At 68.0% G+C, this 23539-nt stretch carries 21 protein-coding genes; 13 read left to right on the forward strand and 8 right to left on the reverse strand.

Annotated features, from left to right (window positions below; translation table 11 throughout):
• The first annotated feature begins 174 nt into the window (after positions 1–174).
• Entirely contained in the window at positions 175–936 is a 762-nt protein-coding gene (locus KBX71_RS32570; protein WP_210821539.1) for a tetratricopeptide repeat protein, read from the forward strand.
• A 156-nt stretch (positions 937–1092) separates the two neighbouring features.
• Here KBX71_RS32570 and KBX71_RS32575 read toward each other — a convergent pair whose 3' ends face one another.
• From KBX71_RS32575 to KBX71_RS32590, 4 genes are read right to left on the reverse strand one after another with little or no spacing between them, the layout of a single operon-like run.
• Positions 1093–2439 carry a hypothetical protein gene (locus KBX71_RS32575; protein ID WP_210821540.1) on the reverse strand — a complete coding sequence of 449 codons (1347 nt, stop codon included), beginning with the start codon at positions 2437–2439 and terminating at the stop codon, positions 1093–1095.
• Positions 2436–2999 (reverse strand): hypothetical protein, encoded by a 564-nt coding sequence (locus tag KBX71_RS32580; protein WP_210821541.1) that lies wholly within the window; start codon positions 2997–2999, stop codon positions 2436–2438. Before KBX71_RS32580 ends, KBX71_RS32575 begins: the two co-directional genes overlap by 4 nt.
• Complete coding sequence (locus KBX71_RS32585) at positions 2996–3487, reverse strand: hypothetical protein (protein ID WP_210821542.1); 492 nt, start codon at positions 3485–3487, stop codon at positions 2996–2998. The genes KBX71_RS32580 and KBX71_RS32585 overlap by 4 nt, the downstream gene beginning before the upstream one ends.
• Positions 3484–3942, reverse strand: coding sequence for a hypothetical protein (locus tag KBX71_RS32590; protein ID WP_210821543.1), 459 nt, complete (start codon positions 3940–3942; stop codon positions 3484–3486). The genes KBX71_RS32585 and KBX71_RS32590 overlap by 4 nt, the downstream gene beginning before the upstream one ends.
• Positions 3943–4149: 207 nt before the next feature.
• Here KBX71_RS32590 and KBX71_RS32595 point away from each other — a divergent pair, with 207 nt between their 5' ends.
• From KBX71_RS32595 to KBX71_RS34375, 3 genes are all read left to right on the forward strand, one after another.
• On the forward strand, positions 4150–4992 hold the full coding sequence (locus tag KBX71_RS32595) for a hypothetical protein (protein ID WP_210821544.1): 843 nt from the start codon (positions 4150–4152) through the stop codon (positions 4990–4992).
• A 28-nt stretch (positions 4993–5020) separates the two neighbouring features.
• Positions 5021–5575 carry a helix-turn-helix domain-containing protein gene (locus tag KBX71_RS32600; RefSeq protein ID WP_210821545.1) on the forward strand — a complete coding sequence of 185 codons (555 nt, stop codon included), beginning with the start codon at positions 5021–5023 and terminating at the stop codon, positions 5573–5575.
• A 111-nt stretch (positions 5576–5686) separates the two neighbouring features.
• Positions 5687–5809: a hypothetical protein gene (locus KBX71_RS34375; protein ID WP_256442204.1), complete on the forward strand. Its 123-nt coding sequence runs from the start codon at positions 5687–5689 to the stop codon at positions 5807–5809.
• 752 nt (positions 5810–6561) lie between these two features.
• On the opposite strand, the gene KBX71_RS32605 is transcribed toward KBX71_RS34375, so the two are convergent.
• Entirely contained in the window at positions 6562–6795 is a 234-nt protein-coding gene (locus tag KBX71_RS32605; RefSeq protein ID WP_124822455.1) for a GntR family transcriptional regulator, read from the reverse strand.
• A 470-nt stretch (positions 6796–7265) separates the two neighbouring features.
• On the opposite strand from KBX71_RS32605, the gene KBX71_RS32610 reads away from it, so the two are divergent.
• From KBX71_RS32610 to KBX71_RS32625, 4 genes are all read left to right on the forward strand, one after another.
• The gene (locus KBX71_RS32610; protein ID WP_374102678.1) at positions 7266–7571 is read left to right on the forward strand and encodes a hypothetical protein; all 306 of its coding nucleotides are present in this window, start codon (positions 7266–7268) and stop codon (positions 7569–7571) included.
• Between the two features lie 204 nt (positions 7572–7775).
• Positions 7776–9920: a heavy metal translocating P-type ATPase gene (locus tag KBX71_RS32615; protein ID WP_210821546.1), complete on the forward strand. Its 2145-nt coding sequence runs from the start codon at positions 7776–7778 to the stop codon at positions 9918–9920.
• Positions 9921–10128: 208 nt separating this feature from the next.
• Positions 10129–11061 carry a GNAT family N-acetyltransferase gene (locus KBX71_RS34695; protein ID WP_307847457.1) on the forward strand — a complete coding sequence of 311 codons (933 nt, stop codon included), beginning with the start codon at positions 10129–10131 and terminating at the stop codon, positions 11059–11061.
• Between the two features lie 82 nt (positions 11062–11143).
• Positions 11144–11425 carry an SCO0607 family lipoprotein gene (locus KBX71_RS32625; protein WP_240639395.1) on the forward strand — a complete coding sequence of 94 codons (282 nt, stop codon included), beginning with the start codon at positions 11144–11146 and terminating at the stop codon, positions 11423–11425.
• A gap of 127 nt (positions 11426–11552) precedes the next feature.
• On the opposite strand, the gene KBX71_RS32630 is transcribed toward KBX71_RS32625, so the two are convergent.
• Positions 11553–13010: a hypothetical protein gene (locus tag KBX71_RS32630; protein ID WP_210821547.1), complete on the reverse strand. Its 1458-nt coding sequence runs from the start codon at positions 13008–13010 to the stop codon at positions 11553–11555.
• 428 nt (positions 13011–13438) lie between these two features.
• Here KBX71_RS32630 and KBX71_RS32635 point away from each other — a divergent pair, with 428 nt between their 5' ends.
• The 3 genes from KBX71_RS32635 to KBX71_RS32645 all read left to right on the forward strand — a co-directional run bounded on the left by KBX71_RS32635 (position 13439) and on the right by KBX71_RS32645 (position 18434).
• Positions 13439–14551: a ricin-type beta-trefoil lectin domain protein gene (locus KBX71_RS32635; protein WP_210821548.1), complete on the forward strand. Its 1113-nt coding sequence runs from the start codon at positions 13439–13441 to the stop codon at positions 14549–14551.
• A gap of 222 nt (positions 14552–14773) precedes the next feature.
• The gene (locus tag KBX71_RS32640; protein WP_210821549.1) at positions 14774–16393 is read left to right on the forward strand and encodes a serine/threonine-protein kinase; all 1620 of its coding nucleotides are present in this window, start codon (positions 14774–14776) and stop codon (positions 16391–16393) included.
• 496 nt (positions 16394–16889) lie between these two features.
• Positions 16890–18434 (forward strand): non-reducing end alpha-L-arabinofuranosidase family hydrolase, encoded by a 1545-nt coding sequence (locus tag KBX71_RS32645; protein WP_210821550.1) that lies wholly within the window; start codon positions 16890–16892, stop codon positions 18432–18434.
• Positions 18435–18530: 96 nt separating this feature from the next.
• Here the strand turns inward: KBX71_RS32645 and KBX71_RS32650 are convergent, their stop codons facing one another.
• Complete coding sequence (locus KBX71_RS32650; protein WP_307847460.1) at positions 18531–19130, reverse strand: class I SAM-dependent methyltransferase; 600 nt, start codon at positions 19128–19130, stop codon at positions 18531–18533.
• Between the two features lie 555 nt (positions 19131–19685).
• Here KBX71_RS32650 and KBX71_RS34150 point away from each other — a divergent pair.
• Positions 19686–21350: a cellulose binding domain-containing protein gene (locus KBX71_RS34150; RefSeq protein ID WP_307847461.1), complete on the forward strand. Its 1665-nt coding sequence runs from the start codon at positions 19686–19688 to the stop codon at positions 21348–21350.
• A 58-nt stretch (positions 21351–21408) separates the two neighbouring features.
• On the opposite strand, the gene KBX71_RS32660 is transcribed toward KBX71_RS34150, so the two are convergent.
• Positions 21409–22071, reverse strand: a complete 663-nt coding sequence (locus tag KBX71_RS32660) for a hypothetical protein (protein ID WP_210821552.1) — start codon at positions 22069–22071, stop codon at positions 21409–21411.
• Between the two features lie 340 nt (positions 22072–22411).
• Between KBX71_RS32660 and KBX71_RS32665 the strand changes: the two genes are divergently transcribed.
• Positions 22412–23470 (forward strand): HupE/UreJ family protein, encoded by a 1059-nt coding sequence (locus KBX71_RS32665; protein WP_307847462.1) that lies wholly within the window; start codon positions 22412–22414, stop codon positions 23468–23470.
• The last annotated feature ends 69 nt before the right edge of the window (positions 23471–23539 follow it).

The raw sequence follows: 23539 nt of genomic DNA on the forward strand, positions 1-23539 counted from the left end.
TACGCTGGGGCACGCGGCCACCGCCAGATCCGAAAGTTTGTCCACAACAGACAGACGATCACGCGGTGGCCGCACCTCGTCCACCCGGCCCCACCAGCAACATCTCAAACGGCGGCTGCCGTACTAGTCGTCTGCCGAGCTAGCGCCGGCGCCCTCGCCCGAGGCATCCAAGAGATGAAGCAAATTTTGGTCGACTGCGAGCGGATTTTCGGACCGCGAAACATCCACACGCTCGACGCACGGGGGCACCTTGCGGGAATGTACGGGGAGGCCGGGGAGTACGAGAAGGCCCGTGCGATGTTCGCCCAACTGGCCGCCGACCTGCTCGAAATTTCCGGCCCGGACCATCGGGACACCCTCACCGCGCAGGGTTTGCACGCTCGCTGGATCATGGAATGCGGTAACCCGCGGGCGGCCATCCCACTGCTACGACGTGTGCTCAACTCACGCTTGCATAAGCTCGGTCCCGACGATCCCGACACACTCGCGACTCGAAGCAACCTCGCCCAAGCACTCCAAGCGGCCGGAGAGGTCCGGGAAGCGGCTGAAGAGCTTGAGACCGTGCGGGCTGACCATGTGCGGGTGATGGGCTCGGATCATCCGCAAACATTGACCGCGCGTAATAACTATCTGCTCGGCGTGTCTCTCGAGATGGACGCGGACGAGGCGGCAAACGCCTGGATGGATCTCATCGATGACAGCGAACGTGTCCTCGGCCAATATGCTCCAGCAACGCTAAACAGCATGCACAACTTCGGAGAGTGGCTCGCGTACGCCGGTTACCTGGATGACGCCGTTGGGTGGCTGCAGAACACACTCACCGGACGGACCATTGCCCTCGGTGCGGAACACCCACACACGAAGGCCACGCACGAGTTCCTCGGCCAACTGCGAGACGTGACAGGCGGACCGTCCGGCCTGACCGTTGAGCCCTGAGGCTCTGTTGGGTTGCGGGGTCAGTGGGCAGGCTAGACCCGCCCATCACCGCCGCCGGCACCGACTGCGCCGCCGCCCTCGCCGCTGAGTGCCACCTCGCCACCCTGTCCTAACCTCCTTCACCCGCGGCCGTCCCGAGAAATGGCCGGGCACCGGTCACTGATGGGCAAGAGGCGGCCCCCCCAACACCTCGACATTGCGAGTTGCTGGTGCGAGATCGACGTCGTCGGTCTGCAGGTGCAGGTTGATCACGTCGAAGCCGTCTCCGAGCAGGGCGGCGCGGGCGCCTTGGGCGACGCCGAGGCATGCGGTGACGACGCCGACGAAGGCGGCGCCGACGGCGGTCCCGGCGAGTTGTACCGATCCGCAGGGATCGCGTCGCTCAAGGTCGGCGAGGGCGGCCGTGACGACACGTCGTTGCTGCGAAACGCCCTCCTTCCAGCCGCGGACTTGGTCGCTGGGGACCTGAGCGGGGAATCGGCGCAGGAGCAGGGCGTTGAAGTCGGCTGGTCCGACGCCGAGTCCGGCGTCGATGGCGAGCTTCCAGCCGACTCCGGAGATGAGTCTGCGAGGGGCGAGGTTGTCGACGCCGAGCAGCGCGACGTGGTGGTCCTCGTCCTGGACGCGGCTGGTGTGATCGAGTCGTCGGTCGACGATGACGACGTCGTAACCGGCCCGCTCGAGGACTGCCGCGGCCAGACGGGTCTTGCGGACCGGCTCCGGCTTCACGGGGGTGAGAAGCCCGGTGCTGTGGTTGGCATCCACTACTCGCTGGGTGTCCTGCAGGACCACTTCGACCCGGGACGGGTCGGCGTAGGTGAGCCAGGACATCACCCAGGCGTAGGCCTGGCCGAGGTGACCGAGGCCGACGATCCACCAGGCTGCCGGTGCGTGGGTCAGTTCAGGCCCGTCGGCGTTGGTCCCCGGCTGCCAGAGGTTGACGGTGATGGTGCGCCAGCCGGCGTCGCTGCCCGGGCGGTTCCGGGTCGCGCCGAAGGCCTCGTGCACACCGAGGGCCCCGGCGGCGATCGCGGCCAGCACGTTGCCCTCGACGGCGTGGCCGGTCTGCGTGTCGGCCGGGTGGACCTGAGCGGTCCAACCGCTCCACCTGGCTCGGAGTCGGACGCCGCCGTCGGGTGCCGGAAGCGCAGCGTTGCCGAGGTACAGCACGGGCCAGTCAGCCGGGACGTCGGTCAGGTCCTCGGCGTGCCGGGCGCCTTCCCGGTCGGTCATCTGCACGATGGTGTGCCCTCGGTGCGGCCCTGCGGTCAGTTGCACATGGCCGTCAGTGATCACAATGACCTGGCCGAACGCGCGGACTGCCGTCGCTACGGCCGTGCACAGCGCCGCCTGGCCCCGCACGTCCGAGGCCATGCCGTCCGCGACGATGGCCAATCCCGTCGCGACGTGCGCGTCGAGTGCGGCGTTGACGGTCGCCTGGGTTCCCTCGTGTACTGCCAGCAGGGCGGTGCGGTTGAAGGTGTCGGTGATCGGGATGGTCATCGTCTCTCCTGAAGTTGCGGACGGCGGAAGCGGGACAACAGCCGGCGCCACCACGGTCTGAGTTCAGCGGCCGAGTGCCGTTCGGGCACGAGCAGGAGCTCGGCGGCTTGTTCTCTGTAGAAGGACGCCCAGTCGTCGTTCACACGCAGGTGGACCCCGAGCGGAGACACGTCGGTGACGCCGGCCGCGAAGTGCGGGGCGATCAGCGCGACGTGGCCGTCCCGGGCGACCATGGGGTGCGCAGCGTCAAGGCGGCTCTGCTGAACACGGTGGGCCGGGTGGGTGTGGATGTCGCCGACCACGCGCAGCCCGTCACGGCGGCAGAGGTTTTGAAGCGCGGTGTAGCCGGCGGCGTGGAAGTCGATCCGCCCGGTGAGGCAGTCCGGATCGAGGTCGTCGTAGAACGCGATCGCGGTGACCGGCTGGGGCAGCTCGTTCTCGGGATGGGCCCGGTCGGTGAGCAGGAACGCGCCGCTCTCACGGTGTCCCTGCCCCCGCTCGGCCAGCCCGGCGAGCAGGACGCCGAACAGGTCCGGTGCGATCGTCAGACGGGCGGTCACCGGGCAACTCCGTTCTGGGGCATCGTCGCGCAGGACAGCTCCCGGTGCAGCTCGCGCAGGTAGAAGCCGATCGTGCGGTTCACGTTCCAGGACCGCTCCGGGCGTTCACTGGCCCAGTTCGAGTGACTCGTGATCCCAGCTCGGTCGCAGGCCAGGTACGGCGCGTTGTTGTTCCCTGGCGACCAGTCTGGGCGGAAGATCTCCGGGTTGCGTCCGGAGATCGGCCACTCGGCCACGGGCAGCGGCGCGTCCGCGACGATGTTCCAGGGCTGCCCCGCCGGCGCTTGGAGCGGGTAGTCCTGGACGTTGAGTCGCATGCCCAGCTCCGCGTCCTCGCCGACCGCGATGGCCACCGTCAGGAACGGCCAGGTGAGGTCGACGATGCGCCAGGACCCGGCGTCGACACCGGCCTCGACGTCGGCGGCCGACAGATGCCGGCGCAGACGTCGCAGATTCGGGTCGACGCCGGGCTCGGACGCCGTGCTCATCCCTGCGGCCGGACCGTGTGGACCAAGTCGACCATGGCGCTGCAGGTGCGCCTCGGAACGATGGTGGTGACCGGCGTGTTCAGGTCCAGGTCCTCAGTCTCGCCGGGGAGCCGCAGGACCAGATCGGCCGCGGCGGCCTGGCTGATTCCGAACGCCGCGATCGCCCGCTTGCGGACCTGACGCAGCCGGATGGCGGGGTGGACCTTGACCACCTTGTCGGCGCCGGCGTACCCGACCGTCACGGCGATCTGGCGGCAGGCCGAAGTAGCGAGGTGACCCGGCCGCCCGGCCAGAGCCGCCTCGACCGTCACGGTCACGTCGAGCTCGGCCTCGTCGTCGACTGCGAACACCTTCTCGTCATCCTCGAGGACGAGAAGGTCACCGAGCCGCACATCGGGCTCGACCTCGCGGGTCTGGGCGACGGCCTCGCCGGCCGTGAACTTGTGGATCCTCACGTCTGCTCCTCTGCTTCAGCGGGGCCGTGTCGACGGGCTCCGCGGTCTCGGAGGCCGCCGGTAGGGCACCAGCTGTCCCCGAGATTTCGGTTTCACTGAGACCAGTGAAACAGGTGATCGTGTCCGGCGCAACCCCGAAGCGGCCCCCTGGTCCACTCCGGCGTCCCGAGGGCGTGCAGGTTCCGTTCCAGCTGTCATGCTTGGCGTGTGCGTATCGAGTTGGCCGGCCGGAACCCCCTCCGACGCCCAGAGCTGAGGGCTGACTTTCACGGCGACACGGGAAACCTGGTGCTCGACGCGCGAGGACTGCGGTGGGTCAGCCCGCTCGAGCTCGCCGCCATCGTCTCGATGGGGACCGTCGCCGCTGCCGACGGCCGTGACGTCCACCTGCTCGTTCCTCACGACCCGAAGATCGCGTCATATCTCGTGCGGATGAACGTTGTTGAGCTACTCAAGCCCTTCGCCGAGATCGACGGGTCAGTCCCACCCCAGGGGCGGCGCGACCACTCCGACAAACTCCTCGAGGTTGCCAAGGTCACGCCTACCAACATCGAAGACATCAGCAAGGCACTCGGCCAACTGGTAAAGGCGCGGCTTGGACCGGACGCGGGAAGGGCGGCCTTCCGCAGCCTCGCTGAGCTACTCAGCAACGCCACCACGCACGGCCTCAGCAAGACCGGTGCCTTCACCGCCGCCCAGCTCTACAGCGGCACCCTGAGCCGTACACCTGGCTTCGAGTTCGCCGTCTGCGACTCCGGCGCCGGGATCCAGAAGGTCCTTTCTGGCGCCACCAACCAGGATCTGGAAGGACCCCCGGCTCTCGAGCTCGCACTAAATGGCGGCATTAGACGCGCCGAAGGGCGAGGCCACGGACTACCGAACCTGTGGCGGCAGGCCATCCTAGGCGGCAACAAGGGAGGTGAACTCATGCTCCGCAGCGGAGACGCCGTCGCTACCGCGAAGCTCCGCTCGGACCCCATCTCGATCTGCAGCCGCGTCGCCGAACCGGTGCACGGCACGTGGGCCTGGCTCCGCGTCCGAGTTCCGTAACGGGCCGTAACGTGTTTCAATCAGTCAGGTGAAACCGAATCCCGCTACGACCGTCACTTACGACGTCGGACAAGAACTGGCGTTCCTGTCAACCAGGGAACGCGGCAGGAAAGTGCTTCACGACCTAGAAGAACGCATCCCGCCTGGCACCAGCCTTCTTGTCATCAACTTCGCCGACGTGGAGGCGATGACCGTCAGCTTCACCGACGAGTTCCTCCGCAAGTACTACTCCACCCTCGCCACGCAGGACGACGGGCCGGCCTCCGTGCTCGTGATCGGACTCAACAACGACACCCGCGAGACGATCGTCATCGCCTTCGAACGCCGCGAACTTATCGCGCTGGAGCGACTCGGTGATGACCTTGTTCTGCTGGCGGCGTCGGAAGTTCTCTCGGACACCTTCAAGCTCGCCAGGGCCCTTGGGACCTTCACCGCGACGACGATCGCTGAACGACTGGGCATCACCGCACCTAATGCGAACAACCGTCTCAAACGCCTCGTCGCGGCCCGAGCGCTCGTCCGGCGGCGCGGAGTCGCCGAGCGCGGAGGCAAGGAATTCACCTACTCCGTACCCGAAGTTTGAGCCTCTGGCGTTGCGTCTCCTTCGCGGTTCCGGCATTAGCGTGCCGTGGCTCGTACCGTATCGCCGGAGCGACCCATCGCGATTTGCCGGCAGGCAGACTCTCTAAGCCGGATGCCTGCCGTCGCATCCTCAGTGCCGGCCGAAGCAGTCTTGGACCTTGGCGCGCTCGACCGGCTCGGGCCGGGCACCGGGCAGGCATCCTCGACGCTGCTCAACGAGATCGGCAACACCTAACGCGGTGGAACAACTCGGCCAGCTCAGCGACACCGGTGCGGTCCGCCGCCGGTACTGGCCGGCGAGCATGTGGCAGGAGATCGACGGGTTCTTCGCGCCAATGGAATCCCGTCAGCGAAGACAGGATCTCAGATTGAGCCCGACCAGGAGGATCCGGACTGGACTGACAAGCGCGGCATCTAGCGGTGCATGGTGATGTGTTCGGTGCGAGCAAAGCCCTTCGAGCCGACGTTGCCGGCGGCACGTGCAGGTGACGGCATCCGCTCGAACGGTGGCGGCGGACCCGGCGACGGCTTGGTCCGCGGCGATCGTGGCTGCTCGGTGGCTGCTCGGCCGACGGGGGACTGACGTGGATTTAGCGCTACGCAACCGAACCCACCAGGAAACGCGACCCCCGTTTATATATCGATAACAGCGGATTGGCTGCCCGTGCGGGGCGCGGACCTGGAAGGACGCACTTGGACTCGAATGGACTGGAAGGCTTGCGGCCGGACGAGTTTTAGCTACAGTGCTCGTTGTAGAGGTGTGTGTTCGGAGCTTTGGACTACGGATCAGAAGGTTAGGGGTTCGAGTCCCTTCGGGCGCACAGACAGCCCTCTGTCAGGCATAACAGCCGGCAGGGGGCTTCTTCTTGTCTAGCCAGGACTGTGAACGCCTTCTTACTCTCCGTGCATGGCCAAGATCAACTCGCCCCGCGAGGCCTGCGCCTCCGGGGCTGTCCCGTCTCCCGGGTAGTCCGGGAGGGGTAGGGGCTACGGCTTCTCGGCGACGAACGTTCCACGAGCCGGCAGCGTCACGACGAGACCCCGCTCGCGCAGCAGGCGGATAGCCGCACGGACCGTTCCCCGCGCCACGCCGTACTCCTGCTGGAGGTGGGCCTCGGAGGGGAGGGGCTGACGGGGCTTGAGCTTCCCGGACTCGATCTTCTTGGCGAGGAGATCGGCGAGCTGGATGTAGAGCGCTACCGGGCTCATCTCGTCAACCATGACCGGAACCTTATGGACGGACCACACGGCTAAGCCGTCGGGTACGGACTAGACGTATTACACGGGCTGTACTGGCTATACGAGATGTACAAGTTCGACTAGCTTCGAGGTCAGATCTTTGCCCAGGTAGGAGGCACCTCGTGAAGCTCTGGCCGTTTCGCCGTCCCGCTCCACCCCTCGACCGAACCGGGCCTGTGGCCGTCTACCCGGACCGCTTCGGAGTCCTCAGACCGGCAGGCGCCCGAGAGATCCCCCCGCGCCGGAACTCCGGGCGTCGCCTCTATGCGGAGCTTCCCCAGCCGCGTACGGAGGGGGAGCGGTGACCCGCGTGCCGTTCGTGGTGGAGCTTTCCTGGACGGTGATCGACTTCCACCGCTTGCAGAAGTGCGCCCGGTGTCACCCGGACGGCTGGTGCCCGAGGGTTGCGGTAGCCCGAGCGCGGATCTTGGCTTGGCGACGGGCGGTGGATCGTGCCCCCATTCAGAAGTGGTGACCTCCTCCACGTCACGCAGGCGGCCAGCGTCCAGTTCTCCCGGCCGTTCCTCTTCCGCCTCATCCGCGTACTGGAAGACCGGATCACGTACGACGGGTGGCTCTGGATCGAGGGGTACGAGCTGGACGCTCGGGGCGAGGCGGTAGCTCGCCGGGAACTCTTCGTCCAGCCAGTCGGTCTCCGGAAGCTCGCCCCGTCGCCGCCCCGTTGCCCGAGTGCTCTGGCGGCGCACCGGCTGCGAGGCGACCGCCACCCGTCGCGCGAGGCTGGCGGCGACGCATAGACCGTGTCGCACCGACGCTCTTGGTCGGCGATCACGTCTGGCGCGACGCCGGCCGCTGCTCCTTTAGTGGCGAAGTCGCCAACTGTTCTCTCCTGCCCCGCGTCGCTGACAAATGCTGGCCTGGCGTGGGTGACGTGCGGAACATCGACACGCCTGGACCGACATACCCCCCGGGGGTATGTTGAGGGTGAGGAGGCGATGAGGATGTCGCACGAGGACGAGCACCACCGGATGCGGACCCTGGGTGAGACCGTGGACCGGCACGGCGGCCATGGCGGGCATGACAAGCACGCCGGGCACGACCCGGAGATGTTCCGTCGCAAGTTCTGGCTAAGTCTGGTCTTGACGGTGCCGATCGTGGTGACCAGTCCCATGGTGATGGACTGGTTCGGCTATCGGCTGGACTTTCCGGGTGTCGACTGGGTGGGCCCGGTGCTGGGCACTGTGGTGTTCGTCTACGGCGGGTGGCCGTTCCTGCAAGGCGCGGTGCGGGAGGTCCGTGACCGGGCGCCGGGGATGATGCTGCTGATCGCGATGGCCATCACCGTCGCGTACGTGGCCTCGGCGGCGACCGCGTTGGGCGCGTTCGACCTGGACTTCTGGTGGGAGCTGGCGGCTCTGGTCACCATCATGCTGCTCGGGCACTGGCAGGAGATGAAGGCCATCGGGCAGGCCCAGGGCGCCCTGTCGGCCCTGGCCGCGCTGCTGCCCGACGACGCCGAACGCCTCGACGGCGACGGTCAGCCCGAACGAGTGCGGGTCAACGACCTGCACGTCGGCGATGTGGTCCTGGTGCGCCCCGGTGGGCGGGTGCCGGCGGACGGGCGCATCACCGACGGCCGCGCGGAGCTGGACGAGTCGATGATCACCGGCGAGTCCCGGCCGGTCGGCCGCGAGCGCGGCGACCGGGTGGTGGCTGGCACGGTGGCCACCGACGCGGCCATCCGGGTGCGCGTCGAAGCTGTCGGCGAGGACACCGCCCTGGCCGGCATCCAACGCCTGGTCGCGCAGGCCCAGCAGTCCAGCGGCAGGGCGCAGGTCCTCGCTGACCGGTTCGCGGCCTGGCTGTTCTACATCGCCACCGTCACCGCCGCCGCGACGCTGCTGATCTGGACACTGATCGGCAACCTCGACGAGGCCGTCGTCCGCACCGTCACGGTGCTGGTGATCGCCTGCCCGCACGCGCTGGGCCTGGCCATCCCGCTGGTGATCGCCCTGTCGACCGCTGTGGCCGCGAAGGGCGGCATCCTGGTCAAGGACCGTCTGGCCCTGGAGCGGATGCGCAGCATCGACACGGTGCTGTTCGACAAGACCGGCACACTGACCCGCGGCGAGCACGTCGTCGCCGGTGTCGCCGCCACCGGCGGCGTCAGCGAGACCGACGTACTGGCCGTCGCGGCGGCGGTGGAGGCCGACAGCGAACACCCCCTCGCACGGGCCATCGTCACCGCAGCTGCCCAGGAGGGCACCCGACGTACCGCGACCGGTTTCCGGGCGCTGACCGGTCGCGGGGTGCGCGCCGACGTCGACGGCATCAGTTACGCCGTCGGCGGACCGGCCCTGTTGCGCGAACTCGACGCCACGGCGCCCGGCGACCTCGACGAGCACCGGGCCGAGTGGTCCCGGCGGGGAGCGGCGGTACTACACCTGCTGCGGCTCGACGGCGAGCAGGCACGCGTCATCGGCGCCCTCGCCCTCGAAGACCAGATCCGCCCCGAGGCGCGCCAAGCCATCGCCGACCTACGTCAGCAGGGCATCCGCAAGATCGTGATGATCACCGGGGACGCGCGACCGGTGGCCGAGGCGGTCGCCGCCGACCTGGGCTTCCGGCCCGGTGAGGACGAGGTGTTCGCCGAGGTGCTGCCCGCCGACAAGGACGAGGCGGTCGGCGAGCTGCAACGCCGGGGCCTGCGGGTGGCGATGGTCGGTGATGGCGTGAACGACGCTCCCGCGCTGGCCCGCGCCGACGTCGGCATCGCCATCGGCGCCGGCACCGACGTCGCGATCGAATCCGCGGGCGTCGTGCTCGCCTCCTCCGACCCGCGCGGGGTCACCGGAGTCATCCGGCTCTCGCGCGCGTCGTACCGCAAGATGATCCAAAATCTGGCCTGGGCCGCCGGCTACAACGTCGTCGCCCTGCCCTTGGCCGCCGGGGCTCTGGCCTGGGCCGGAGTGAGCCTGAGCCCTGCGGTCGCCGCGGTGCTGATGTCCGCCTCCACCATCGTGGTCGCGCTCAACGCCCAACTGCTGCGCCGTGTGCAGCTACGCCACCCGGACGATTCAGGCCTGGATCGTGGGTTCGCCCCGAAGGACCCGGCGCCGGCCCGCAGCCAGTCGGGCGGTCGCTGACACGCGGCCGAGGTTCCCTCCTGAGGCTATCGACGTCGACAATCAGGACCGACAACCTCCAGAAGCGCAAGAAGTACGACCGGAGTTCCGTGCGGGAGCCGGTCCGAATCGTCGAGGAGGCGGGGGCGCATCAGCTCGAACACAGGAGTACGACCGATGGACAGCGCCTCCGCAGCCTCATAATGCTGAGCTTCGCTAGCCTCTGCACGTGATCTCCTACCGCGCTACCGCCCCCGCGGACCTCGACCGCGTGACCCCGTGGATCGTGACCGAGCCCGTTGGGTGGATCCCCGCCGACCGTTACCTGGCCGAACTGGCCGAGGACATGTACCGGCCGGAATGGACATGGATCGCCGAGCACGACGGCCAGGTCGTGGGACGGGCATTGTGGTGGGGGCCGAAGGGCAGCCCGCATCCCGTCGCGCTCGACTGCCTCGATGTGGATCCAGCCGTGGGTGACCGTGCCGCCGTCGCCGCCGAGCTGATCAGGGCAGCGCTGGCCGGGTTCCCGGAGCCGGTGGAGTACATGATCAAGGTTGCCGGTGGCTGGCGTGACGATCCGGCCACCTTGGAGGCCGTGCAGTGGCGGCGGGCGGCGGCGCATGCGGCGGGCCTCACCCGCGAGGTGGAGCGGCTGCAGTTCGAGTGGGCACCCGCCGACGGGTTGCCCCCTGCGGCCGGCAGGCTGCGGTTCACCGAGGCCTCCGACGAGGAGTTCCTCGCGGTGTTCAGGAGAATCGCCGAGGGCAGCCTGGATGCCCAGACCCGTGCGAACCTGGCCGCCAAGGGCGTGGACGCGACCGTGCGCGAGGAGATGGACTTTTATCTCGGGGCGCCGGGCAAGCGGGAGTGGTGGCGGATCGCCTACACGCGCGAGGGCGAGGTGGCGGGCATGGCGATTCCCTCCGCGACTCCGTACAACGTGAACGTCGGCTATCTCGGGGTGGTGCCGGAGTTCCGCGGGCGCGGCTACGTGGACGAGGTGCTCGCCGAGATCACCCGCCTTCACGCGACCAACGGGGAGTCGCGCATCACCGCCACCACCGACATGGGCAACGCGCCTATGGCGGCCGCTTTCGGTCGCGCCGGATACCGCAACACGGAGATCCGGATCAATCTTTCCAACGACGTCCAGCCCTAGCCGAGGAATGGCTGGTCCCGACATTGCGAGGTGAGTACGCGTGCGGATGGCAGGCGCGGCCGGGGCGACCAGAATCTCTCCCATGCGAACGCGAATCATGATCGCCCTGGCGGCGGTCGGCCTGGGTGGGCTGCTGGCCACCACCGGTTGCTCGTTCCAGGAGAGCATCTGCGCCGGCGGCGAGTATCCGGCCATCGCGGTGGGAGGGCAGGGAGGCAGCGCCTGCTTCCCGGACGGGCAGGAGCCGACCCCGCCGTACGTCCGCTACCCGGAGGGCAAGGTTCCGCAGCACGTCGACGACGAGTGGGACGTCTACTGGCGCAACCACGGCATCGACGAGAACAACAACATCATCGAGACCTGAGCCGGCAACCCGGAGAATCGTCCCCCAGGCGGCATCCGGTCCCGCCGCAGGTCCGATCGTCGTGATCGAACCTGTGCGGGACCGGATGTCTACCTGTCGCTACCCGACTGTGCGGGCGATCGGATGATCAGCCGAAGCAGTTGGGCACCGGGGGCGAACTGGGTGTGCAGTTCGTGGGCCGGTTGCCGCTGATGGCCGTCTTCTGGTCGACGGTGACCTGGCCGCCATCGTTGAAGATCCCGCCGGGTGCCAGGATGGAGATGTTGTCGGTGACCTTGCTTTCGGTGAGGGTGAGCGTGCTGTTGTTGTAGATGCCGCCGCCCTGGGAGTTGGAGCCGATGGCCCGGTTCCGGTCGACGTGGCTGCGCCGCAGTACGACGGTGCCGCTGCCGTTGTAGACGCCACCGCCGTGTTCGATGGTGCTGTTCGTGCTGGCGATGTTCTCGCTGATCCGGGTCTCTTCGGCCACGAACTGGCCGATCTGGTTGAAGACGCCGCCGCCGCGTTGGCCGGCTTCGTTGTGGTGGATCTTGCCGTGCTTGAGGTGGAAGACGCCGTCGGTGAAGATTCCGCCGCCCTCGCTGCCGGCTCGGTTGTCGTTGACTTCGATGTTCTTGGCCTCGGTGGTGGAGTTGATGCCGCCGCGGATACCACCGCCGCGGAAGCCCGCGGTGTTGTTGTCCAGGTGGACCTTGTCGAGGACGGCGACGCTGCTGTTGGACAGCCCGCCACCCGCACCGCCGATAGGCGTGATGCTGAAGACCCCGATCGTGTTGTTGTAGCTCAACCGGGTGTTCTGCACGGTGAGGTTGCCGTTGTTGTGGACGCCTCCGCCGTCGTACAGGGCGCTGTTGTTGCTGATGTTGCTGCCGCCGTCCTTCTTCTTGTCCTTGTCGTGGTCGTTCCCGCCGAGGATCTTCGTGACGCCGAAGTTGGCGATACCCCCGCCCGTGCCGTTGGTGTGGTTGTAGACCACGTCGGTGTTCTCGATGGTGGCCCTGCCGCCGATGTCGACCCGGATGCCACCGCCGCCGGCGCCAAGCCCGCCGTCGGCTTGGCCGCCCTTGATTGTCGCGTCGCGCAGCGTCAGGTCGCCGCCGGCTCCGACTTCGAGGATCCGGAACGGGGTGGCGTTGGCCGCGCGGACGATTGTGGACCCGTTCCCGTCGATCACGACCTGCTGGGTGATGATCGGTAGGCCGACCGCACCGAAGGGCACGGGTGGCTGGGGTGCGGACCTGGTGAGCGTGTAGGTGCACTTCTCGGCGAGCCGGAGTTTCGCCCCGGAGCCGGCGTTCGCGCGGACGATCGCCGCGATCAGCTCGTCGGCGTTGCAGGGTACGGACCGGAAGTCGTCGTCCCTGCTGTCCCGACGGTCGTTGTCCTTCTTGTGGTCCTTGCCGTCGCGGCCGCCCGGGTCCTGGCCTCCGTGGTCGTCACCGCCGCCCCGGCTGCCGTCGGCGAGGAGTTGCGTACCGGTGTTGCCGTCGCTCTTCCCGGTCGCCCCGCTCACCCCGGCCGGGGTGAAGGCGGCCAGGCCGACCACTCCGGTCAACCCGGCCACGCCGGCGACGAGCCAGCGCACCCGTCGCCTCTTCGGCAGAGGGGCCTGACCTGCCGCTACTTCGCTCATGTTCGGGTGTAGATAGTTGGACATCGAGCTACCTAGCCCTTCTCGTACACCATGGCTCCGCACGTCGCAGTCGGTGCAGAAGGCGACAAATCGGTTGTCGCCGCCAAGGTGAACGTAGTCGAGCGTTCCTCGCATAAACGGTGTTAGGTGAAAAAAGCCTACATTCGGGGTGCGTGCCACTGCCGTCCCGACGGAATCACCATGCTCATCTGCCCCTACCGGTCGCTTGACGTAGGCCGGGTGAGCGACAAGAATTTACAAGAATCGCTGTTAGCGTTAACAATCCGTCCCAGTGCTGCGACGGCATCGTCATGCCGATGTCGCGGCGGTCGCGACGGCTTGACTCCTCGGTCAGCACTACCACCGCAGGGGAGAAATCTATGCGTACGAGGGCAAGATGGCTCGCGGCGACCGCCGCACTCGGTGTCGTCCTCGCCGGGGTGCTGACCTCGGCCGGTCCGGCCAACGCGGAATCCAACGGTGGGGTGCGGGTGATGCCTCTCGGCGACTCCATCACCGAGGGCACCCAGGTGCCGGGCGGGTACCGCATCGGGCTCTGGCAGCGCCTCGTCAACGGTCGATACACAGTGGACTTCGTCGGGTCGCAGTTCAACGGGCCTGCCAGCCTGGGTGACCACGACCACCAGGGGCATCCCGGCTGGCGCATCGACCAGATCGACGCCAACATCGTCGGCTGGCTGAACACCCAACGTCCGCAGACGGTCCTGCTGCACATCGGCACCAACGACATCCTGCAGAACTACAACGTGAGCACCGCGCCGAACAGGCTCTCCACCCTGATCGACCGGATCACCACCACAGCGCCGAACGCGGAAGTGTTCGTCGCGCAGATCATCCCGCTCTCCAACAGCAACCAGGAAGCGGCCGCCCGTACCTTCAACGCGGCGATCCCGGGCATCGTGCAGAGCAAGGTGAACGCCGGCAAGCGGGTACGCCTGGTCGACATGCACAGCGCCCTCACCACCGCCGACCTGATCGACGGTGTCCACCCCACGTCCGGCGGCTACGACAAGATGGCTGCCCGCTGGTACAGCGCGTTGCAGTCGGTGCCCGGCAGCATCGGCGACCCGGGCAGCGGTGGTGGGCAGACAAACGCGATCGTGGGCACCCTGTCCGGTCGCTGCGTCGACGTCCCCGGCTCTTCGACGACCAACGGCACCCAGGTGCAGCTGTGGGACTGTCACGGCCGCACCAATCAGCAGTGGACCTACACGAGCGGCAAGGCGCTGACCGTGTACGGCAACAAGTGCCTCGACGCCGCAGGCTATGGCACCTCCCCGGGCACCCTGGTCACCATCTACGACTGCCACGGCGGAACGAACCAGCAGTGGAACGTCAACGCCAACGGCACCATCACCGGTGTGCAGTCCGGCCTCTGCCTGGACCCCTACAACGTGGGCACCGGCAACGGTACGAAGCTTGTTCTCTGGACCTGCACCGGCCAGGCCAACCAGCAGTGGAGCCGCCGATAGCTCGCGCGGTCGCGCCGGGTGGTCGGATCGCAGATGATCCGACCACCGGGCCCGAGCTGGCCGGCAGCGCGGCGTGGTGGAACCTGTCCGAAGCTCCGGTCGTGGCCCCACTCGTGGACGGCATCGACGGGGCTCGGTGAGCAGACGATAGGCTGCGGCCGGCATCGGAGTGACCTAAGGGGAACGGGTGACAGGCGGAACGGTTCGCGCGGTGGTCGCGGCGTGAGCGTCGGGTTGCGTCCCGGTGACCCGGCACGCCTCGGTGGGTACGAGGTGCTCGACCGGCTCGGCGACGGTGGCATGGGCACTGTCTTCCTGGCCCGCTCGCCGCAAGGGCGGCGGGTGGCGGTCAAGGTCGTCCGTCCGGAGCTCTCGCACGACGAGGAGTTCCGGGGGCGGTTCCGTAGTGAGGTGAACCGCGCCCGCCAGGTTCCGCCGTTCTGCACGGCCGAGGTCCTGGACGCGGACCCGGACCATGACCCGCCGTACCTGGTGGTGGAGTACGTCGACGGCCCCAGTCTGGCCCAGGTGGTCCGGGAACAGGGGCCGCTGGGGGCGGCGCAGCTGCACAGCATCGCGGTCGGGGTGGCCACCGCGCTCACTGCCATCCACGGTGCCGGGGTGATCCACCGTGATCTGAAGCCGGCGAACGTCCTGGTCGCACCGGGTGGAATCAAGGTCATCGACTTCGGCATCGCCCGCGCGTTCGAGGCGACGAGCCAGCACACCCGAACCAATCACATGGTCGGGACCGTCTCTTACATGGCTCCGGAGCGGTTCGATACGACGTCCGGCCGTCCGGTGGGCCCGGCCGCGGACATTTTCGCCTGGGGTGCCCTGGTCGCCCACGCCGCGACCGGCCGCAGCCCGTTCGGGGGTGATTCCGCTACCGCCACCGCGATGCGGATCCTCACGCAACCGCCGGACCTGACCGGGCTCGGCGGGCCGTTGCGGGAGTTGGTCTCCCGGACGTTGGAGAAGGATCCCGCTGCTCGGCCGACCGCTCGGGAGTTGCTCGACGCGTTGTTGACCGCAGCGACTCCGGTGGGTGCCGGCGGGCCGACCCAACTCCTGGGCGCGACGCCGACGGGGAGTGCGTCGCCCGCTGCCGGTGGTGATGGGCAGGGCCAGCCGGCGATGTCACCGGGTCTGGCCACGGCCGGTCGGGCGGCCTCGCGCAGGCGGGGATGGCTCACCGCGCTGGGGGCGACGGCTGCGGTGATCGCGGTGCTGGTGCCCGCTTTCCTGTTCGGCCCGCAACTGCTGCGTGGGCAGTCCAAACCGGACTCGGCCGGCTCGACGCCGAGTGGTAGCCCGGTGACGAGCGCACCGCCGGTCACCGCGTCCACGCCCGCATCGGGTACGCCGACCGCGTCACCGTCGGCAAGCGTGGACCCGACCCAGGGCATGCTGGCCGGTCAGCGGCGATTCCTGCTGCACGTGGTGGAGATCGACGGTGACCTGTCGCTGCCCTCGGACGGTGAAGTCGAGGTCGGGAACGGAACCGGCAAGGATGCGCTCTTCGTGCTCGAACCGGTAGGTGTCGACTACATGATCAAGTCCACCAACCCGGAGATCGCCCACCGACCGTGCCTCGGGGTCAAGGTCGATTCGAAGGGGTACAAGTCGCTGGTGGGAGCCGACTGTCGGCCAACCAAGGCAACCCTGTTCACGATCTTCCGTGAGGGCAGGGACGACAAGGGGCGCGCCTCCTACTCCATCGTCAACGAGGAGTACGGCCCGGTGCAGTGGAGCCCGACCAAGAGGGAGATCTTCGTCGAGTTTCTCGGCGACGCCCCGCTCGACACCACGTTCAGTCTGGTCGACCGAGGCGCGGTCTGACTCGGGCGTACCCCGTCGCCTGAAGGCGACGGAAGTGGTCCGAGGGACCGGCTGTTGACGTCGGCGGCGCTTCACTCTGTGGACGCGCCGGGCTGAGTTCGTCGGCACCGCGAGCAATGCGCAAACGTCGATGTTAACGCGCGCGCGGTGCCTCCTCAAGGGCGCAACTGTGGTCTGCGCCGGGGATCCGGGGCGATGCCTGCGGGAAGTCCGTTGAAGACGCCCGGCGCCAAGATCCGTGGCCCGTCAGCGGCTGATGTTCCCAGCAAGTTACGTCTTGACGAACGGCATGTTATCGCTCACAGTCGATGCCTAAGGACGACGACACCTCGGCTTTCCGGGCAAGCCCTGCCTCGTCGATCTCGAATCAGGCGTGCGCCACAGCTCGCCGGCGTCTTGTTAACGCTAACTTTCTGACGCCTGCGCGCTCGGCCACGCGTCGCGGTACGCCCACCCTCGGGCAGGCCGTTCGGCTCTTGGTCACTGGAGGAGGATCATGTCTGCCCTCGATAGGTCTCCATCGATCGCAACGCCGTCGCGACGGCGACGTTGGTGGTTGCCCCGCCTTGTCGCCGCCAGCGCGGCGGCTCTGATGGTCGGTGGCGCCGCCGTAGCGGTGGTGTCGTCACCCGCCGCCGCGGCGTCGGTCGACACGAACGCGTGGTACGTGTTGGTCAACCGCAACAGCGGCAAGGCCCTGGACGTCTACAACCTGGCCACGAATGACGGCGCCCGGATCACCCAGTGGGCCCGCAACAACGGCAACCAGCAGCAGTGGCAGTTCGTCGACTCCGGTGGTGGCTACTACCGGGTGAAGTCGCGGCTGTCCGGCAAGGTGCTGGACGTGTCGGGCTTCTCGACCGCCAACGGCGGCAGCATCGTGCAGTGGAGTGACCTCAACGGCACCAACCAGCAGTTCCGGCTGGCCGACTCGGACAGCGGCTACGTCCGGTTGATCAACCGGAACAGCAACAAGGTGATGGAGGTGCAGGGCGCCTCGACCGCCGACGGCGGAAACATCGTGCAGTACGACGACTGGAACGGCGCCAACCAGCAGTGGCAGTTCGTCCGCGTCGGCGGCGGGACCGACCCCACCACGCCGCCGCCGACGACCCCGCCGCCGGGTGGCACGTGTGACCTTCCCTCGACGTACCGGTGGTCCTCCACCGGGGTGTTGGCGAACCCGAAGTCGGGTTGGGTGTCCCTGAAGGACTTCACGGTCGCCCCCTACAACGGCCAGCAACTGGTCTACGCCACCACGCACGACTTCGGGAGCAGCTGGGGCTCGATGAACTTCAGCCTCTTCACGAACTACTCGCAGATGGCCTCGGCCAGCCAGAACACGATGAACTCCGGGACTGTCGCGCCGTCGCTCTTCTACTTCGCGCCGAAGAACATCTGGGTGCTCACCTACCAGTGGGGTGGCACGGCGTTCTCCTACCGGACCTCGACCAACCCCACCAACCCGAACGGCTGGTCCGCGGCGCAGCCGCTGTTCACCGGAAGTATCACCGGCTCCGGTACCGGTCCGATCGATCAGACGGTCATCGGTGACGGTACGAACATGTACCTCTTCTTCGCCGGCGACAACGGCAAGATCTACCGGGCCAGCATGCCGATCGGGAACTTCCCGGGCAACTTCGGCAGCAGCTACACGACCATCATGAGCGACACGACGAACAACCTGTTCGAGGCCGTTCAGGTCTACAAGCTGCAGGGCCTGAACAAGTACCTCATGATCGTCGAGGCGATCGGCTCGACGGGCCGCTACTTCCGTTCGTTCACGGCCACCAGCCTGAACGGTTCGTGGACGCCGCAGGCCGCGTCCCAGAGCAACCCGTTCGCCGGAAAGATCAACAGCGGCGCTACCTGGACCAACGACATCAGCCACGGTGAGCTGCTGCGCACCAACGCCGACCAGACCATGACCGTCGACGCCTGCAACCTGCAGTTGCTGTACCAGGGCCGTTCCCCCAGCTCTGACGGCGTGGACTACGGCCTCCTGCCGTACCGGCCGGGTCTGCTGACCCTGCAGCGCTGACACGATTTGATCAAGCTCGACTGACCCGGAACGGGCGGGCTCGGCGTCACGCCGAGCCCGCCCGGCTCATTTTCGCCGGTGTGGTCACGCCCGAGATCATTCGACAGGCGTGCCGGTGACACAGGTCAGCACCCGGCCCTGACCACGAGTGGCGCTGGATGTGGTCGTGGCGAAACCGTGGGCTTCGAGCAGCAGTTCGGCCGCGGTGAGGTTCGCGGTGGCGTGCGCATCGGTGGGTCGCTCGCCGAAGACGTAGAGCCGCCCTCCCGGCGCCAGCAGGCTGCGCATCCGAGCGACCTGCTGCGCCGCGTCGCCCAACCAGAAGAGGCTGACGTTCACCGCGAAGATCTTGCTGAAGTGGTCAGTCGGAAGGTCGGCGGACTCGAACCCGGCACGCCGGATCTCGGCTCGGCCGGCCTCGACGTGGCTCAGGTTCCGTTGGGTCGCGAGTCGCACCATCGTCGCGGCGCGGTCGATGGCGACGATCCGGCCGGTGGTGAGTTGGTCGGCGACCAGGGAGACGGCAGCTCCCCGACCGCAGCCGATCTCCAGCACCCGGTCGTCGGGTGCGACAGCCATGGTCTCCACCGCCCAGCGCTGCCGATGGGCGGCCGTCGACCGAATCGGTTCGTTCGCCGCGGGCGTCGTGCCAGCGCTGGACGAACTCGGATCGCCAGTCGAAAAGGTGGACCTCACGACGTCACTCGCCGGTGCCTTCTCTGCTCACACCACTGATTCCACCCTCTCCGCGGAGTCGGTGCACCGTGTCCTCGGTCACCGCGCCGGGACGGGCGTCGGGGCGGCGGCTCCGGCAGCCCGCCCCGACCCGGGTCGGGCGTCAGGTGATCCGATAGGCCCGCTGGATCGTCTGCGTGACCGTGTTGCCGGCGGTGTCGGTGGCCGTCAGTCGCAGCGACACGAATCCGGCCCGCCGCGGGTGCTGGTCCGCGACCTGTCCGAGGGCCTCACCACCACGTACGAGTTCCAGGATCGCGGACCTGCCCCGCGTTGATTGTCGAAACCTTTCCGATACCTGGTGCGGGGCGACCCGTGCTCCCACCCACGCTCCTGCGGGCGGGGATGCCCGGCGGCGGGGTCGAAGACTCACCTGAGGGGGCGGGAGGTGTCGAAAGTTTCGGCAAAATATTGACATCTGACGATCGAAGCGCCCAAGCTTTACCTGGCTGGCATTCGTGATCTTCGATTACGTTTCGTTCTTTCCTTTCCATCACCACTCGGAAGGAGAGCCCCGTGATCATCAGCTCGGGCCGCTCTAGGACCCGTTCGGTGATCGTCGCGCTTGCGGTAGCAGCGCTCACGGTCGCCGGATCGGTATCGGTAGTAACACGAACCATTAACGCCCAAGCGGCCGTGGGCCCGCTGGCCGCGGCAGTGGAGGACGAAGGCGCCGACTGCGCGGTGTCCGGTCTGCCGGACCTGGGCTCGCTGCCCACAAACGCCAAGCTCCCCGACCCCTTCAAGAAGCTGAACGGCCAAACCATCACCTCGAAGTCCGACTGGCGCTGTCGCCGGGCGGAGATCAAGGAATTGGCGGAGAAGTTCGTCTTCGGCGACAAGCCCGCCAAGCCCGCGACCGTCACGGGGACGGTGTCCAACAGCAACGTCACAGTCAACGTGTCACACAACGGCAGGACTTCCAGCTTCTCGGCGCGGGTCGAGCTGCCCAGCGGCACCGGTCCCTTCCCAGCCGTCGTGGTCGTCGGCGGGTTCGGCGCGGACACGGCCACCATCAAGGCCGCCGGCGCTGCCGTGATCAGCTACGACCCGCTGGCTGTCGGGCGCGAGGGCACCCCTCGGAACAACAAGCAGGGCGCGTTCTACAGCATCTACGGCTCGTCGAGCAGCACGGGACTGCTCGCCGCCTGGGGCTGGGGCGTGAGCCGGATCATCGACGTCATCGAGCAGTCCGACGGCAGGATCCTCAAGGCGGACGCGATGGGCGTCACCGGTTGCTCCCGCTACGGCAAAGGCGCCTTCGCGGTCGGTGTGTTCGACCAGCGCATCGCCCTGACCATGCCGATCGAGTCGGGCAGCGCGGGCGTACCCATCTTCCGCGGCATTCCCGGTGAGGGCGCGCAGAGCCTGAGCAGCGCGTACGGGGAGCAGCCCTGGTTGGGCGACGCGTTCGGCTCCTTCACCGGCAGCCCGAACCGGCTCCCGGTGGACACGCACGAGATGGTCGCCATGGTGGCGCCGCGCGGACTGTTCATCATGGACAATCCGCACATCGCCAACCTTGGGCCCCGATCGGCGAGCGTGGCGGCCCTGGGCGGCGCGGAGGTCTACAAGGCGCTCGGCGCCGGTGACAACATCACCTACTGGTCCGACGTGCAGGACGGCAGCCACTGCGCCAACCGCTCGGAGTGGCGTACCCCGTTGCAGAACAACATCCGGAAGTTCCTGCTGAAGACGGGCAACGAGCCGGGTGTGATCCGGATTTCCAGCAGGGCGCTCGGCCGGTTGGCCGACTGGCGGGACTGGCCGACGCCGGTCCTGGCTGACGGCCCGACCACGCCGCCTCCGACCACGCCCCCGCCCACCACGCCCCCGCCCACCACGCCGCCTCCGACCACGCCCCCGCCCACCACGCCGCCTCCGGGCGGTGCTGGCTGCGCGGCGGCGGTGTCGGTCAACCAGTGGACGGGCGGCTTCGTCGCCACGGTGCGGGTGACCGCCGGCACCGCGCCGGTGAATGGCTGGACGGTCACCATGACACTGCCGGCGGGTGCCGGCATCACAAGCGTCTGGAGCGCCAACCGGAGCGGCGACACCGGCACGGTCCGGTTCACCAACGTGGCCTACAACGGCGCCGTCGCGGCCGGGCAGTCGACCGAGTTCGGCTACCAGGGCACCGGCACCGGTGCGGGGATGGTCCCCACCTGCTCGGCCGCGTGACTCTCCGGCCCGGTGCGGAGGTCGCAAGCCTCCGCACCGGGCCGTGCGGGCCTCCGCGTCAGAGCCAGACCACGATCCCGGTCAGGTCGTTGAGGACGGCGGCCACGCCCGCCCGGACGGCCGCCGCACAACGGTCCGCGGTGAACGAGTTCGGGTCGTACGTCGAGGACATGCCGAGCCCCTCACCGCGGAACGACGCGCCGTCCCAGTCGACAGCTGTCACGTTGTGGGTGGGCTCGGCCAGTTCCGCGCCGACCACGAGGAACTTCTCGTCCAGGTGGTTGGGGGTGACCAGCGCGAGCCCGTCGATGAGGTCGTTGCCCGCGCTGACGATGAGGTCCGGGCCCATCTCCATCGCCTTGGCGATGCTGGGAACGGCGTCGTGCGCGTTGCCGACGACGATCGTCCTGAGGTCGACGTGCTCGTCGTCGGCCCACTCCTCGACCGCCGTCACGAGGGCCTTGGTCGGGTTGTCCGCACCGCTGGTCAGCAGGACGACCCGGTAGTCCTTCGGCGGGTGGACGTCGGCCCACGAGCCCGGCTGCGGCGTGATTGTCGCCTCGGGAGCGGGCTTCGCGGAGGGGTCGACGAACCCCGGGCCGAGCGTGCCGATGGCACTGGGCGCCGGACGTGGCTCGGACCAGTCGTCGCTGGAGTTGCAGGCGGTGACCAGCGCGGCGGTCGCGGCCAGCATGGCAACGGCCCGAAGCGGGGGGCGCAAGGTGATCGTCCTCCGGATGGTGGTGGAAAGTGCGCGTACTTCTTCGTATTCCTATCTCAGTTCCGGTCACCGGTAATTGGTGGGCGGCCGTTCGAGGACTTTGTTCTCCGGCGGTTCGCCGGTGTGCGGGTTGGTGTTCACCCACGCCATGCAACGTGCACTGGCCAACCGAGGGAGTCGAATGTCAGGCCGCATCCGCCGTACCGTTATCGTCGCCGCTGTCGGTTTCGCCGCAGCGGTTGTTCCGTTTCTGGGCGCCGCGCCGGCGTCCGCGCACGGCTTCTCGTCGACTGTGTACACGAAAATTGCAGCGGGAGATGAGGGTCACATTCGGACCGGGGTGGAGCTCGAATACGACCTCCTCGTCGTGTCCGCCGCGGATGCCGGTGACGACGACCCGCTCTTCCGGGCGGGTACCGCCGCGTTCGAGGCGGGCGACACCGCTGCCCAGGCCGCCGCACTGAAGAGCCACGCGACGGCGGTCCTCGGGTACGTCTCCGACCGGTTCTCGGTGAGTTCCCGGGGTGCCGCCTGCCGGCCGACCCAGGTGGGTGACGCGACGATCGGCGAGCGCGAGGGCGTGCCGTACGCGGACCTGCTGCTCGACTGGACCTGCCCCGAGCGGGCCGACGAGCACGTGGTGCGCAGTGGCCTCTTCCCGGACGGTGAGGGGTACGTCAAGGGCACGAAGACGATCGTCACCTACGAGATCGACGGCCGTTCGGGCAGCGCGGTGCTCGACGCCGCCAACCCGTCCTTTTCGACCGCGCAGGCCTGGTACGAGCGGTTCGGCGAGTTCTTCCTCCTCGGCGCCGAGCATCTGCTGACCGGGATCGACCACATCCTGTTCCTGCTGGCGCTCATCGCCGGGTCGCGGCGGCTTCGGGAGATCGTGCTCGCGGCCACCAGCTTCACCCTGGCGCACTCGGTGACGTTCATGCTCGCCGCGCTCGGCCTGGTCGAGGTGCCGGGGGCGATCGTGGAACCGATCATCGCGTTGTCGATCGCGGTGGTCGCCGGCTGGCACCTGTGGGGGATCTGGCGGCGCGGCGAGCACGCGACCGACCTGGAGACGGCCGGGCGCGGGCACTTCAGCCTCGACCGGGCCGGCTGGATCCGCCTCGGCGTGGTGTTCTGCTTCGGCCTCGTGCACGGCCTGGGCTTCGCGGGCGCGCTGGGCATCGACGAGGCGTGGTCGTGGACCCTGCTGTGGTCGCTGCTGGTGTTCAACATCGGCATCGAGGTCGTTCAGTTGACGATTATCGCGATCATCTTCCCGCTGCTGTTCGTGCTGCGTCGTCGTGCACCGAAAGCCGGCCTCTGGGCGACCGGGGCCGTTTCTGCGGGCGTGTCCATTATGGGGTTGATCTGGTTTGTGCAGCGTATTTCTGGATCATGAGTAGGGCTAAGTAGTTCGTGAAGTGCAGTCTTTCGCAAGATCACGTTCACGGTTGGTTCATCGGGCGGC

The organism is Micromonospora sp. D93, from assembly GCF_018070365.1.
GTDB lineage: Bacteria > Actinomycetota > Actinomycetes > Mycobacteriales > Micromonosporaceae > Micromonospora > Micromonospora ureilytica.

Excerpts from the sequence above, each read along its gene's own strand:
- KBX71_RS32575 (WP_210821540.1), bottom strand. The coding sequence starts at position 2,439 with ATGACCATCCCGATCACCGACACCTTCAACCGCACCGCCCTGCTGGCA.
- KBX71_RS32645 (WP_210821550.1), top strand. The coding sequence starts at position 16,890 with ATGTCTGCCCTCGATAGGTCTCCATCGATCGCAACGCCGTCGCGACGG.
- KBX71_RS32625 (WP_240639395.1), top strand. The coding sequence starts at position 11,144 with ATGCGAACGCGAATCATGATCGCCCTGGCGGCGGTCGGCCTGGGTGGG.
- KBX71_RS32570 (WP_210821539.1), top strand. The coding sequence starts at position 175 with ATGAAGCAAATTTTGGTCGACTGCGAGCGGATTTTCGGACCGCGAAAC.
- KBX71_RS32615 (WP_210821546.1), top strand. The coding sequence starts at position 7,776 with ATGTCGCACGAGGACGAGCACCACCGGATGCGGACCCTGGGTGAGACC.
- KBX71_RS32585 (WP_210821542.1), bottom strand. The coding sequence starts at position 3,487 with ATGAGCACGGCGTCCGAGCCCGGCGTCGACCCGAATCTGCGACGTCTG.
- KBX71_RS34375 (WP_256442204.1), top strand. The coding sequence starts at position 5,687 with ATGCCTGCCGTCGCATCCTCAGTGCCGGCCGAAGCAGTCTTGGACCTT.
- KBX71_RS32635 (WP_210821548.1), top strand. The coding sequence starts at position 13,439 with ATGCGTACGAGGGCAAGATGGCTCGCGGCGACCGCCGCACTCGGTGTC.
- KBX71_RS32605 (WP_124822455.1), bottom strand. The coding sequence starts at position 6,795 with ATGGTTGACGAGATGAGCCCGGTAGCGCTCTACATCCAGCTCGCCGAT.